The sequence below is a fragment of the Streptomyces sp. NPDC002853 genome (assembly GCF_053591915.1).
Map to the genome: position 1 here is coordinate 47,356 of NZ_JBSFUS010000009.1, position 13,068 is coordinate 60,423.

Genomic DNA, 13,068 nt, shown 5'->3' on the forward strand with positions numbered 1-13,068 from the left:
CGGCTTGATCCCGCCAGGCCCACCCAGACTCGGGTCCGCCAGCATCGTCGCCGCATGGTGCACCCCACCGGGAGGCGTACCCGGAGCGCCGGGCGGGCCGGGCGGCTGCGGGGCGCCGGGAGCACCCGGAGCACCCGGCGGCTTGATCCCGCCAGGCCCACCCAGACTCGGGTCCGCCAGCATCGTCGCCGCATGGTGCACCCCACCGGGAGGCGTACCCGGAGCGCCGGGCGGCTTCGGTGCGTCCGGAGCCGCGGGCGGCTGGGCTCCCTCGGGGCCGAGCGCCGACACGAACTGCGTCGGGACGTAACCGCCCGCAGGGGTGCCCGGAGCGCCGGGCCCGGACGGCGGCGGCGTACCGCCCGGCGGCATGCCGGGAGTCCCCGGGGCGCCGGGAGGCGGCGGCGTACTCGCGGCGCCGCTGCCCCGTGCGCCACGCGGCGGCGCCTGAGCCTTGCTGGTCGCCGCGTCGGCGATGTCCCCCGCACCGGGCGGCACGGCACCCTGCGGGTAGCCGTACGCGGACGGGTCCGGAGCGCTCACGCCCGGAGGCGGCGGCATGTTCACCGCGGCACCGGCGGGCGGCGGGGGCAGGTTCGGCCCCGGAGCGGCCGGAGGCTGCGTACCGGGAGCACCGGCGCCCGCGGGGGGCGGCAGGTTCGGGCCGTCAAGGGCGGGTGCCACCGTCGTCGACGGAAGGCCGCTGCCGCCGTGCATCAGCGCGGTCTTGGCCTCCGGCGCCACACCGGGCGGCGGAGTGTCGTCGTCGTCACCGCCGACCAGCGGCGGCGCGAACACCGTCGCGGGCGCGGGCACCGAACGGTCGTCGCCGGAGTCCGCGTTGGTGTCCGTACCGGCCCACGGGGTGGCCCCGGCGGGCGCACCGCTCGACCCACCGGCCGCGGGCCACGGCGTACCGCCACCGGGCGCTTCGGGAGAGGCGGACGCGGCGGGAGCCACGGGCGCCGCATCCGACGGACCCGCATCCGACGGACTCGCGTCCGAGGGACTCGCGTCCGAGAGACCCGCACCCGCGGACGACTCCCCCCTGCGATCCGGGATGCCCAGCTTGTCCGCCGCCTCCTGGAGCCACTCCGGGGGGCTCAACAGGAACGACGTCTGATTCAGGTCGACCCGCTCGGGCGGGGCCGGCGCCGCGTCCTGCGGCGCCGTCTCCGGAGCGCCGTACTCCTCCTCGTACCGGCGGATCACCTCACCGACCGGCAGACCCGGCCAGAGCGTGGCGTCGCCGCTGTCCCGCGCGATGACGAGCCGCTGACGGCCGCCGTCGGACACCGGACCGTTCTCACGGTCCTCCGCCCACACGACGAAACCCAGCTCGAACTCCCTTACCCGCACCTCACGGTGCTGGTAACCGGGCACATCGCCGTTGATCCATTCCTCGGCGCGCTCCTGCGCCTGCGCGAAGGTCACCATCGACAAGTCACTCCCCCACCGGGACGGCGCGCGCGAAGCCGCCGTCCACCATCAGGTTCGCCACGGTCTCCAACTCCGGCGGATTGCCCGCGAGCCGGGACAAGAACGCGTCGAAGTCGTCACCGCACGGCAGCAGCAGCCGCTGCACCCGCTCGGCCGGCTGCCAGCCCGCCGTCTCCGAGACGTCCCGTGCGTCGTCGTACGCGCAGAACCACACCGAGCCGATCCCGTCACCCTTGACCTTCACGGCCAGGATGCCGCCCTGCACGAAACCGACCCCCAAGTAGTCCTTGGTGAGATGGTCGCGCAGGCATTTGTTCACGTACACCAGGTCGTTGACCGCGGCCTCGTCCCGCACCGTGAAGAACGGCTGGTCGATCAGGAGGCCCAACTCGGCGTCGAGCGCCGTACCCACCGGCGCACAGCCGCCCGCCGCCTTCAGGAAGGAACGGTAGGCGCCGGGCAGCCGGTAACCCAGCTCCTCCTCCGCGCCGAGGACCTCCTGCTCGGTCACCGCGACCGCCGACTTCGGCAGCGCGAGATGCGCCGGGCGGGTCTCCTGGAGCGGGCGCGTGCCCCTCTTGTCCTGGTCCACCGGCGTCGTGGCGAGCCCTCCGTGGTGCCGCAGGAGTGCCTTCACCTCCACCGGGACCAGCTCGAGACGCCGACCGCCCGGCACGTGGTGCCAGGTCCAGCCGTGCGGGGTCGCCACCGGCGGAATCGTGTCCCACAGGTCGTGATCCGCCGCGGCCATCGCCGCGTTCGCGGAGACGTAGTCCGTCAGACGCAGCTCGTCGACGCCGAAGCCCTCCGGGGGCTCCGCGATCTCGGCGGCCGCACGCGCGTAGGCCGAGAAGTCCGGATGGCCGTGCTCGTCCACGCGCACACCTCTGGGATGGCGCGTGGCCCGGACCGGATCCGGGAAGTGCACGACCTGCCCGGCGTAGGCCGCGTTCGGCGGTGCGGCCTGCTGCCCCAGCCGACCTGTCGTCATGGCGGTTGCCCCCTGCGGCACTGTTAATGGTTTCGCGGATCGGTGTGCGTGGATTGTGCGACTTCGTCCTGCGTTCCGCGGTCTGCGGATGTCGACAGCCTATGCGCAAGGACGACACCGGTCACCGGGCCTCCGGTTCCATGACCAGCAGCCACCGGACCGTCACCGTGCGACGAAAGCCGGGCGTGTCGCGGTGCCCCAGCTTCCGCACCACCCGCCCCATTTGGCAGGCTGTCCCCGCAACGCGGGGGCGTGGCACACGCGGTCACAGCCGCGAGTTGCGGGGAGGGAAGCACCACCATGCACACGGCACAGACCGGTACGGCCCACAACACAGCGGCCACGGCGGCGCCCTCGGCGACCGCCGAGCACACCGCCGACGCGGGAGATCCACGCGTCGGCTGGAGCAGCGCGTCCGCACACGCACCCATGCTGCGCCAACGCCGCGACGGCATACTTCCCACCGTCGCCGCCGCGCTCTCCGTACGCGGCGCGACCCTCACCAGCACCGCGGGCCGCGGCGAGGAACCCCCCGCCCTGCACCCACTCGTACAGGACTTCCTCGACACCCTCACAAGCGGTCAACGCGAACGCTTCACCGGACGGTGCGCCGAAGCCATCCTCATCTCACGCCACCTCACGACGGCCGACGGAAGCCGCTCCAAACGCGCGGCACGAAAACCGATGACCAACGGCGAGGCCCGCAAAGCCCTCAAGCACGCCAAGCTCACCACCCGCCGCATCCGCGAGGACGGCGACCCGCTGCACGGCGGCTTCGCCCGCCCCTGCCGCTCCTGCACCGCCCTCACCGCGCACTTCGGCGTACGGATCGTGGAACCCGCGACACCCGAATCCTGATCCCCACCACCGAACCGCACACGCGCACCGCGAACCGCAACGAGGGCCGCCCATGCACACCGAACCGCACACCGAGAACCCCGCACACGCCACCCAGACCGCCGCATCCCCCCGCTTCCCCGTCCCCGTCGACGCCGCCCTGCGCGCCGCCGGCTGGACCCCCGGACGGTGGGACATAAAGCAGGCCGAGATCTGGGCCGACGTCCTGCGCCGCCACACCTCACCCGCGGGACACCAGCACGCCGTCTTCCCCGCCGCCGTCGAGGCCTGGGCCGAGTTCGGCGGACTGCACATCACCCCGCAGGGCCCCGGCCGCCACATAGCGCCCGCCGCCGTGCACCTGGACCCCCTCTACGGCCTCCACCTCGCCCGCACCCTCGGCGACCTGGGCCGCGCCCTCGACACCGAGGTGTGCCCCATAGGAGAGGAGACGGAGACCCAGGCGCTCCTGGCCATCGACGCGGAAGGCCGCGTCTACAGCCTCGACCACAGCGGCGACTGGTACCTGGGCGCCCACATCGACGAAGCCCTCGCCACCCTGGCCTCCGGCACCCAACCGGAACGCCTCAAGGCGGGCTGAGAAACGGTCGTCAGGCCGGGCAGGCCGCGAAACCACCCGCTACGCGACCTGGGCCGCCGCCGGCAGCACCGCCGACACCCGGAAGCCGCCCGCGTCCGTCGGGCCCGACACGAAGACGCCGCCCAGCGCGACGACCCGCTCCTTCATGCCCACCAGGCCATTGCCCCCACTCGGCAGCCGGGCGTCGCCCGGACCCACCTCCGGCGGCGGCTCGTTCTCCACCTGCATCGCGATCTCCGCACCGCGGTGCGCGAGACGTACGTACGTCTTGGCGCCCGCGGCATGCTTGTGCACGTTGGTCAACGCCTCCTGGACCACTCGGTACGCGGTCTGCTCGACGTCCGCCGCGTACGCACGGGACTCACCCTCCACGGAGAGATCCACCGCCATCCCCGCCGCGCGGGACTGCCCCACCAGCTCGTCCAGCTCCGCCAGAGACGGCCCGTCCTCGTCCACCGCACGCGAGGCGGCGGCAGCGGCGGCGAACCCGACAGCCGCCAACGGCATCACGTCCGACACCGACCCGTGACGGCCCCCCGCCGCGGGCGTGGGCTCCCCGGTCCGCAGCACACCCAGCATCTCGCGCAACTCCGTCAGCGCCTGCCGCCCCATGTCACCCACCAGAGCCGCGTTCTTGACGGCCTTCTCGGGGTCCTTCCGCGCGACGGCCTGCAAGGCGGCGGCATGCACGACCATCAGACTCACCCGGTGCGCGACGACGTCATGCATCTCCCGCGCGATCCGGGTCCGCTCCTCGTTGCGCGCCCACTCCGCCCGCTCCTCCGCCCGCTCGGCGAGCAGCTGCAGCTCACCCTTCAGACTGTCGGCACGCTCCCGCAGGCTCTCCATGAGCCGCCGCCGCGCCCCGATGTACAGCCCCAGCAGAATGGGCGGCGCGGTCAGACCGATGGACGTGGTGATCGCGATGAACGGTATGAACCCCTCCGCGAACCCCAGATCCCCGCTCTCCATGTCCTGCCGGGTCCGCACGAGCGTCACGATGAGCGTCCCGAGCAAGGACATCCCGGCAAGCGACCCGATGATCCGCCGGGGCAGTTCAGAGGCGGCCAGCGTGTAGAGCCCGACGACAGTCAGGAAGATCCCCATCTGAGCGGGCGTGATCGCAATCGAAATGAGCACCACGGCGATCGGCCACCGCCGCCGCAACACCAGCGAAGCCCCCGCCAACACCCCGAACGCGACCCCCACCCCCGTGGGAATCCCCGTGTCCCTCGCGAACGTGATCCCCTCGGCCCCGCACTCCGCCGCCGAGGCCAGCGCGAGCCCCACGTCCAGCACGGCACTGCGCCGCCGCTCCCACCACCACGGCCCGCTCAAGGCCGCACTGTGGCTCTCCCCCGTCGTGGTCATGCCTTCCAGCCTACGGGCGACAAGCCCTCCTTTTCCGGCGAGTTTCCGGCTCGGCGACCGCCGCACCAAGGTGCTCCAGTTCATCCGTCGCATGGAAGGCGCTTGGTACGGCATAGTGTTGGGAGCCAACCCGGCGGACTGACCGAATGTCCGTTTAGTCGGGTTTAGTCCCCCATGGTGTAATCAGGCAGCACTGCGGTTTTTGGTACCGTATGTTCAGGTTCGAATCCTGATGGGGGAGCCGCACAGTCCGGGTCCTGACCACAAGGTCAGGACCCGCCCTCATTTCCGCCCCACAACGCCCCGGTATCCTGCGGATGTCCACTCCCCGCACATCCGAAGCCGAAGGGCACCCCCGTGAGCGCCAACAGCCCGGCAGCCGTCGTCGTCCTTGCAGCGGGTGAGGGCACCCGTATGAAGTCGGCCACTCCCAAGGTCCTGCATGAGATCTGTGGGCGTTCCCTCATCGGGCATGTGCTCGAAGCCGCGTACGCGCTGAGCCCGGAGCGGCTCGTCACCGTCGTCGGGTTCGCCCGCGAGCAGGTCGTCGCGCATCTGGGGACGATCGCTCCGGACGTGCGCACGGCGTACCAGAGCGAGCAGAAGGGCACGGGCCACGCGGTCCGCATCGGTCTGGACGAGCTCGGCGGTGCCGTGGACGGGACCGTCATCGTCGTGTGTGGTGACACCCCGCTGCTGACCGGTGCGACGCTCCGGAAGCTGGCCGAGACGCACACGGGTGACGGCAACGCCGTCACCGTGCTGACCGCCGAGGTACCGGACGCGACCGGTTACGGGCGGATCGTGCGGGACGGCGAGAGCGGCGCGGTGACCGGGATCGTGGAGCACAAGGACGCCACCGAGAAGCAGCGTCTGATCCGTGAGATCAACTCCGGTGTGTTCGCGTTCGACGGGCAGCTGCTCGCGAAGGCGCTGGGCAAGGTGCGTACGGACAACAGTCAGGGCGAGGAGTACCTCACGGATGTCCTGGGGATCCTGCGTGAGGCGGGGCATCGGGTGGGCGCGGCCGTCACCGGTGATCACGAGGAGATCGCGGGGATCAACAACCGTGTGCAACTGGCCGAGGCCCGCCGCACTTTGAACGACCGGCTGCTCACGGAGGCGATGCTGGCCGGCGTGACGGTGGTGGACCCGGCGTCGACGTGGATCGACGCGACGGTGACGTACGAGCAGGACGCGCTGGTGCACCCCGGCACGCAGCTCCACGGCGCCACGCATCTCGGTGAGGGCGCCGAGGTCGGGCCCAACACCCGCCTGACGAACACCAAGGTCGGTGCGGGCGCCCGGGTGGACAACACGGTGGCGTACGACTCGGAGGTCGGGGAGCAGGCGAGCGTCGGTCCGTTCGCGTATCTGCGGCCGGGCACCCGGCTTGGTCTGAAGGCCAAGGCGGGTACGTATGTGGAGATGAAGAACGCGACGATCGGTGAGGGCACGAAGGTGCCGCACTTGTCGTATGTGGGTGACGCGACGATCGGTGACTTCACCAACATCGGTGCTGCCAGCGTCTTTGTGAACTACGACGGTGAGGCGAAGCACCACACGACGGTGGGGTCGCACTGCAAGACCGGTTCGGACAACATGTTTGTGGCTCCTGTCACTGTTGGGGACGGGGCTTACACGGCGGCGGGTTCGGTCATCACGAAGGATGTTCCGGCGGGTTCGCTGGCTGTGGCCCGTGGGCAGCAACGGAATATCGAGGGTTGGGTGGCGCGCAAGCGTCCGGGCAGCGCGGCCGCGAGGGCGGCGGAGGCGTCGTCCGGGGAGCCCGGGATTCCGGCAAGCGGAAGCTGACCGGAAACAGGTGCGTCGGACACGGCGTACCGTGATAGATGCACACCATTTCGGCCGACTCAGCGCATCGGGACTGTGAACTTCCGGGGCGTGCGAGGACGGCAGCGGGAAGAACTCGTCTGAGGAGACTAGTGCTGTGACCGGGATCAAGACGACCGGCGAGAAGAAGTTGATGCTCTTCTCCGGCCGCGCCCACCCCGAGTTGGCCGAGGAGGTCGCACACAAGCTGGGTGTCGGCATCGTGCCGACGAAGGCCTTCGATTTCGCCAACGGCGAGATCTATGTGCGGTATCAGGAGTCGGCTCGTGGCGCGGACTGCTTCTTGATCCAGAGCCACACGGCTCCGATCAACAAGTGGATCATGGAGCAGTTGATCATGATCGACGCGCTGAAGCGCGCGTCGGCCCGCTCCATCACCGTGATCGTGCCGTTCTACGGCTACGCGCGCCAGGACAAGAAGCACCGCGGTCGTGAGCCGATCTCGGCCCGCATGGTGGCGGACCTGATGAAGACGGCGGGCGCGGACCGCATCCTCACGGTGGACCTGCACACGGACCAGATCCAGGGCTTCTTCGACGGCCCGGTGGACCACCTGTTCGCGCTGCCGATCCTCGCGGACTACGTGGGCGCGAAGGTCGACCGTTCGAAGCTGACCGTGGTCTCCCCCGACGCCGGCCGCGTGCGCGTCGCCGACCGCTGGTGCGACCGTCTCGGTGCGCCGCTGGCGATCGTGCACAAGCGCCGCGACAAGGACGTCGCCAATCAGGTCACCGTCCACGAGGTCGTGGGTGAGGTGGAGGGCCGCGTCTGCGTCCTGGTCGACGACATGATCGACACGGGTGGCACGATCTGCGCCGCCGCCGACGCGCTGTTCGCGCACGGTGCGGAGGACGTCATCGTCACGGCGACGCACGGTGTGCTCTCCGGTCCGGCCGCGGACCGTCTGAAGAACTCGAAGGTGAGCGAGTTCGTGTTCACGGACACGCTGCCCGACCCGGGCGACCTTGAGCTCGACAAGATCACGGTGCTCTCGATCGCGCCGACCATCGCGAACGCGGTGCGTGAGGTCTTCGAGGACGGTTCGGTGACGAGCCTCTTCGACGAGCAGGCGTAGCTCTTCGGGGCTTGCCGAAGATCGATTTTTGGAGCGGCCTCCCCGCCGGGTAGACTCACGGAGTTGCTCGGCGAGGGAGGCCGTACTCATTGCAGTACGGCGGTCCGTTATCGACGCGCTCTTCGTAGCAGGCCAGTAAGTCGTGGCCGGGTGACCGACTCTGTTTCGTCACCATTTTTACGAGGAGTGCACATGTCCGAGGTAAAGATCGCCGCTGAGCTCCGCAGTGAGTTCGGCAAGGGCGCTGCCCGCCGCCTGCGTCGCGCCGACAAGCTTCCCGCCGTTGTCTACGGCCACGGCGGCGACCCGATCCACATCACGCTGCCGCACCACGGCACCCTGATGGCGCTGAAGACCCCGAACGTCCTGATCAACCTGGACATCGACGGCAAGAGCCACCTGGTCATCCCGAAGGCCGTCCAGCGTGACGCCGTGCGCATCGGCATCCTCGAGCACGTCGACCTGCTCCTCGTCCGCAAGGGCGAGAAGGTCAACGTCGACATCTACGTGCACACCGAGGGCGAGCTCGCCCCGGGCGGCAACCTGCTCGAGCACGTCCTGAACGCGCTGCCCGTCGAGGCCGAGGCCACGCACATCCCGGAGTCGGTCACCGTCTCCATCGCCGGTCTCGAGGCCGGTGCGACCGTCCTCGCCAAGGACATCCCGCTGCCCACCGGCACGGTCCTGGCCGTCGAGGAAGACACCGTCGTCCTCCAGGTTCTGGCCGCGCAGGCCGAGGAGGCCTCGGAGACCGAGGCCGAGGGCGACTCCGCCGAGGCCTGAGCCTCGACCTCGCTCGACTGAGCTCCTCAGGGCTCGACTCTGCCGACCGCCGCTCCGCGCTCCTGCGCGGGGCGGCGGTTGGGCTATGAAGGAGACATGCAGATGACGACGGACCCCAGTGCGCCGTGGCTGATCGTGGGGCTGGGCAATCCAGGCCCTGGGTACGCCATGAACCGGCACAACGTGGGCTTCATGGTGGCCGATCTCCTCGCGGAGCGGATCGGTGGTTCGTTCAAGCGGAGCGGGCGTGCGCAGGCGCAGGTGCTCGAGGGCCGGATCGGTCCGGTGGGCCCGGCGAACCGCCGGGTGGTCCTGGCGAAGCCGATGTCGTACATGAACGTGTCGGGTGGCCCGGTGACGGCGCTGCGTGATTTCTACAAGGTCCCGACGGCGAACATCGTCGCGGTCCACGACGAGCTTGACATCGACTACGGCACGTTGCGGCTGAAGCTGGGTGGTGGCGACAACGGCCACAACGGTCTGAAGTCGATGACGAAGGCGATGGGTCCGGACTACCACCGGGTGCGGTTCGGGATCGGGCGTCCGCCGGGGCGGATGCAGGTCGCGGACTTCGTGTTGAAGGACTTCTCGTCGGCGGAGCGCAAGGAGCTCGGCTACTTCGTGGACCGGGCCGCGGACGCGGCGGAGGCTCTGGTGATCGAGGGCCTGGAGCGGGCGCAGAGTTCGTACAACTCCTGAACCGTTTGCTGGGCGGTTTTTCCTGGGCTGTTCCTGGGCTGCTCCTGGGCGATGGCCCAGGACTGTTGACTGAGCGCATGCCCATGGCCAAGGATCGCCGCCATGAACGCGCTCCTACTCCTCCGCCGGGTGGCGATGGGCGCGCTCGCGGCGCTGTTGCTCGTCGCGGGTTTCTGGGCGTCCTGGGGCACGGCGCAGCACGTGATGCTCACCGATGACCGTGAGCGGGGCACGATGCGGGTGACGCGGTGTTCCTCGGACGACTGCTTCGGTTCCTACGTCTCCTCGACCGCCGGGTTCCCGTCCCGCGAGAAGGTCGTGATCGACCGCTCGATCGCGGAGGAGAAGGGGGAGCGGATTCCGGTGGCGGTGAAGCCCGGCACCGACGAGGTGGTCCGCACGGGTGGCCCCGGGTTCCTCCACGCGTGGCTGCCGCTGGGCGGGGCGCTGCTGCTTTCCTCGGTGGTGGTGGCGGGGGGCCTGCGCCTGCCCCGCACGGCATGGACCCTGGCCTTGACGGGCACCGGCCTTCTGACGGCCTCTTTCGTGACCCTCACCTTCTGACCCGCGGGTGGGCGCTCCGGGTCCCGGAGCGCCCACCCGGGAGGCTCAGCCGGTGTTGCGCAGGCCCGCGGCCACGCCGTTGACGGTCAGGAGGAGGGCTCGGCCCAGCAGGGGGTCCGGTTCCTCGCCCGCCGCTGCCGCGTCACGCTGCCGCTTGAGGAGCGCGACCTGGAGGTACGAGATCGGGTCCAGGTAGGCGTCACGGATGCCGAAGGTCTGCTGGAGCTCCGGGTGGGAGTCGAGCAGCTTCGTACCGCCGGTGATCCGCAGGACTTCCTGGACCGTCAGCGCGTGCTCGGCCTCGATGACGTCGAAGACGTGCTTCAGCTCGTCGGGGACGAGCGTGTCCACGTAGTGACGGGCGATCCGCAGGTCCGTCTTCGCGAGCGTCATCTCGACGTTCGAGAGGAAGTTCCGGAAGAAGTGCCAGTGCTCCTGCATCTCGCCGAGCACGGTGTCCAGACCGGCTTCCCGCAGTGCCTTGAGGCCGGAGCCGACGCCGAACCAGCCGGGCACGATCTGCCGCGACTGGGTCCAGCCGAAGACCCACGGGATGGCGCGCAGGCCGTCGAGCGAGACGCCCGAGCCGGGGCGGCGCGAGGGCCGCGAGCCCAGGTGCAGGTCGGCGAGCTGGTCGACCGGCGTCGAGGCGAGGAAGTACGTCGGCAGGTCCGGGTCCTCGACGAGCCGCCGGTATGCGGAGTGCGCGGCGTCCGAGACGACGTCCATCGCGGCGTCCCAGCGGGCCAGCGCCTCGTCGGACTGGCGGGGAGAGGTGTGCAGGGCGGATGCCTGCAGCGTCGCCGCCACGGTCAGTTCGAGGTTCTCCCTGGCCAGCGACGGCACGAGGTACTTGTCGGAGATGACCTCGCCCTGCTCGGTCACCTTGATCTCGCCCTCGAGCGTGCCCCACGGCTGCGCGAGGATCGCGTCGTGCGAGGGGCCGCCGCCACGCCCCACCGTTCCGCCGCGGCCGTGGAACAGCCTCAGCCGCACCCCGTACCGGTGCGCGACGTCACGCAGACGCCTCTGCGCGCGGTGGATCTCCCACTGCGAGGTGGTGATGCCGCCGAACTTGGAGGAGTCGGAGTAGCCGAGCATGACCTCCTGGACGTCGCCCCGAAGGGCGACGAGCCTGCGGTAGGAGGGGTCGGCGAGCATCTCGTCGAGGATGACGTCGGCGGCGCGCAGCTCGTCCGTCGTCTCCAGGAGCGGCACGATGCCGATCTTCGCCCAGCCGGCGTGCAGGTCGATCAGGCCCGCCTCGCGGGCGAGGACGGCGGCCGCGAACACGTCGTCGGCGCCCTGGCACATCGAGATGATGTACGACTCGATGACCTCGGGTCCGAAGACCTGCAGGGCCTTCTTGACGGTGAGGAAGACGCCGAGGGTCTTCTCGCCCGCGGCGTCCAGCGGGGCCGGCTGCGGTCCGAGCGGCCTGCGGGAGCGCAGCTCCTTGGCGAGCAGCTTCTGCCGGTACTCGCGCGGCATGTCCACGTAACGCCAGGACTCCTCGCCCAGGCGGTCGAAGAGCTGGCCGAGCGCGTGGTGGTGGGCGTCGGCGTGCTCGCGTACGTCCATGGTGGCGAGCTGCAGGCCGAACGCGGCGAGCGTACGGATCGTGCGGTTCATGCGGCCGTCGGCGAAGAGGGCGCCCTTGTGCTCGCGCAGCGACGTCTGGACCAGGGTGAGGTCGTGCAGGAGCTCGCCGGTGCCGAGGTAGTCGCGGCCGTCCTCGTGGGCGGTGCCGCGGGCCAGGCGCTCCTTGGTGTTCTCCAGCTTCTGCCGGATGCAGGTGGCCTTCAGGCGGTAGGGCTCCTCGGCGTTCAGCCGCTTGTAGCGGGGGCTGATCTCGGGGAGCCGCTCCAGGTCGAGCTGGAGGGAGGCCTTCAGTTCCTCGGTGGCTCCGGTGTAGCGGATGGAGTTGGAGAGGAAGCCGCGCAGCTCGTCGACGAGGGCGAGGGCGTCGTTGATGCCGTGCTCGTGCTGGAGGATCAGGACGTCCCAGGTGACGGCGGGCGTCACGTTCGGGTTGCCGTCGCGGTCGCCGCCGATCCAGGTGCCGAAGGTGAGCGGCCGGGTGCCCTCGGGGAGCTGGACGCCGACGCGCTCCAGCTCGGCGGTGAGGTCTTCCAGTACGTCGCCGACGGCGCCCGCGTGCAGTTCGTCCAGGTAGTAGATGGCGTTGCGGGCCTCGTCCGCGGGTTCCGGACGGACGACGCGCAGCTCGTCGGTCTGCCACACCAGGTCGATGCTCTCGGCCAGGCGGGTGTCGTGGCGGCGCCGGTCGGACTCGATGACCGGGGTCTCGAGGAGCTCGGCGATGCGGCGCAGCTTGTTGAGGACGGAGCGGCGGGCGGCCTCGGTGGGGTGCGCGGTGAAGACGGGGCGCACGTTCAGGTGCTCCACGGTCTGGCGCAGGTGCTCGGGGTCGGCGTCCTTGAGCCGGTCGGCGGTACGGGCGAGGAGCCCGCCCTCGGCGGCCCGGCGGGTGCGCAGCTCGCGTCCGCGGTGGACCTGCTCGGTCACGTTGGCCAGGTGGAAGTACGTGGAGAAGGCGCGGACCAGCTTGGCCGCGGTCTCCAGTTCGGTGCCACCGAGCAGGCGCGCGGCGGCCTCGCCGTCCTCACGGGTCAGGCGGCGGACCTTCTCGACCAGTTCGAGGAGCTCGGGACCCTCCTGACGTACGAGGGTCTCGCCCAGCAGGTCGCCGAGGCGGCGGATGTCGGCGCGCAGCTCGGTGCTGGCTGTGGTGGTCTGGTCGTCGGCACTGCTCACAGGTGCGGCTCCTTGCAGTGTTGAAGCACGTCAGGTCTGGGAGGGGTCCCCGGGAGATATGAATCCGGCTTCCGG

General features: G+C 70.5%; 10 protein-coding genes, 1 tRNA gene and 1 pseudogene. 8 read left to right on the plus strand and 4 right to left on the minus strand.

All coding sequences use genetic code 11. The features are described from left to right. Both ACWD02_RS24825 and ACWD02_RS24830 read right to left on the minus strand, forming a co-directional pair. Positions 1–1,437: pseudogene (locus tag ACWD02_RS24825) on the minus strand (SUKH-4 family immunity protein); the annotation flags it as partial. 7 nt (positions 1,438–1,444) lie between these two features. Beyond that, entirely contained in the window at positions 1,445–2,431 is a 987-nt protein-coding gene (locus ACWD02_RS24830) for an SMI1/KNR4 family protein (RefSeq protein ID WP_451214626.1), read from the minus strand. Positions 2,432–2,731: 300 nt separating this feature from the next. Between ACWD02_RS24830 and ACWD02_RS24835 the strand changes: the two genes are divergently transcribed. Further along, positions 2,732–3,289 (plus strand): YwqJ-related putative deaminase, encoded by a 558-nt coding sequence (locus ACWD02_RS24835; protein WP_451214627.1) that lies wholly within the window; start codon positions 2,732–2,734, stop codon positions 3,287–3,289. Between the two features lie 52 nt (positions 3,290–3,341). Next, positions 3,342–3,869, plus strand: coding sequence for an SUKH-3 domain-containing protein (locus ACWD02_RS24840; protein ID WP_451214628.1), 528 nt, complete (start codon positions 3,342–3,344; stop codon positions 3,867–3,869). 39 nt (positions 3,870–3,908) lie between these two features. On the opposite strand, the gene ACWD02_RS24845 is transcribed toward ACWD02_RS24840, so the two are convergent. Next, on the minus strand, positions 3,909–5,240 hold the full coding sequence (locus ACWD02_RS24845) for a sensor histidine kinase (protein WP_451214629.1): 1,332 nt from the start codon (positions 5,238–5,240) through the stop codon (positions 3,909–3,911). 168 nt (positions 5,241–5,408) lie between these two features. Between ACWD02_RS24845 and ACWD02_RS24850 the strand changes: the two genes are divergently transcribed. The 6 genes from ACWD02_RS24850 to ACWD02_RS24875 all read left to right on the plus strand — a co-directional run bounded on the left by ACWD02_RS24850 (position 5,409) and on the right by ACWD02_RS24875 (position 10,215). Beyond that, positions 5,409–5,481: transfer RNA gene (locus ACWD02_RS24850), tRNA-Gln, on the plus strand. Between the two features lie 116 nt (positions 5,482–5,597). Further along, positions 5,598–7,055 carry a bifunctional UDP-N-acetylglucosamine diphosphorylase/glucosamine-1-phosphate N-acetyltransferase GlmU gene (glmU, locus tag ACWD02_RS24855; protein ID WP_451214630.1) on the plus strand — a complete coding sequence of 486 codons (1,458 nt, stop codon included), beginning with the start codon at positions 5,598–5,600 and terminating at the stop codon, positions 7,053–7,055. Between the two features lie 136 nt (positions 7,056–7,191). Next, the gene (locus tag ACWD02_RS24860; protein WP_451214631.1) at positions 7,192–8,169 is read left to right on the plus strand and encodes a ribose-phosphate diphosphokinase; all 978 of its coding nucleotides are present in this window, start codon (positions 7,192–7,194) and stop codon (positions 8,167–8,169) included. A 192-nt stretch (positions 8,170–8,361) separates the two neighbouring features. Then, positions 8,362–8,952: a 50S ribosomal protein L25/general stress protein Ctc gene (locus ACWD02_RS24865; protein WP_451214632.1), complete on the plus strand. Its 591-nt coding sequence runs from the start codon at positions 8,362–8,364 to the stop codon at positions 8,950–8,952. A 96-nt stretch (positions 8,953–9,048) separates the two neighbouring features. Further along, positions 9,049–9,651, plus strand: coding sequence for an aminoacyl-tRNA hydrolase (gene pth / locus ACWD02_RS24870; protein ID WP_451214633.1), 603 nt, complete (start codon positions 9,049–9,051; stop codon positions 9,649–9,651). A 102-nt stretch (positions 9,652–9,753) separates the two neighbouring features. Next, positions 9,754–10,215, plus strand: a complete 462-nt coding sequence (locus ACWD02_RS24875) for a hypothetical protein (protein ID WP_451214634.1) — start codon at positions 9,754–9,756, stop codon at positions 10,213–10,215. Positions 10,216–10,260: 45 nt separating this feature from the next. Here ACWD02_RS24875 and ppc read toward each other — a convergent pair whose 3' ends face one another. Next, positions 10,261–12,993 (minus strand): phosphoenolpyruvate carboxylase, encoded by a 2,733-nt coding sequence (ppc, locus tag ACWD02_RS24880; RefSeq protein ID WP_451214635.1) that lies wholly within the window; start codon positions 12,991–12,993, stop codon positions 10,261–10,263. Between the last annotated feature and the right edge of the window lie 75 nt (positions 12,994–13,068).

Bases quoted from the DNA above. Each gene is read 5' to 3' on its own strand.
- ACWD02_RS24875 (WP_451214634.1), top strand. From the start codon at position 9,754: ATGAACGCGCTCCTACTCCTCCGCCGGGTGGCGATGGGCGCGCTCGCG.
- ACWD02_RS24835 (WP_451214627.1), top strand. From the start codon at position 2,732: ATGCACACGGCACAGACCGGTACGGCCCACAACACAGCGGCCACGGCG.
- pth (WP_451214633.1), top strand. From the start codon at position 9,049: ATGCAGATGACGACGGACCCCAGTGCGCCGTGGCTGATCGTGGGGCTG.
- ACWD02_RS24830 (WP_451214626.1), bottom strand. From the start codon at position 2,431: ATGACGACAGGTCGGCTGGGGCAGCAGGCCGCACCGCCGAACGCGGCC.
- ACWD02_RS24840 (WP_451214628.1), top strand. From the start codon at position 3,342: ATGCACACCGAACCGCACACCGAGAACCCCGCACACGCCACCCAGACC.
- ACWD02_RS24845 (WP_451214629.1), bottom strand. From the start codon at position 5,240: ATGACCACGACGGGGGAGAGCCACAGTGCGGCCTTGAGCGGGCCGTGG.
- ACWD02_RS24865 (WP_451214632.1), top strand. From the start codon at position 8,362: ATGTCCGAGGTAAAGATCGCCGCTGAGCTCCGCAGTGAGTTCGGCAAG.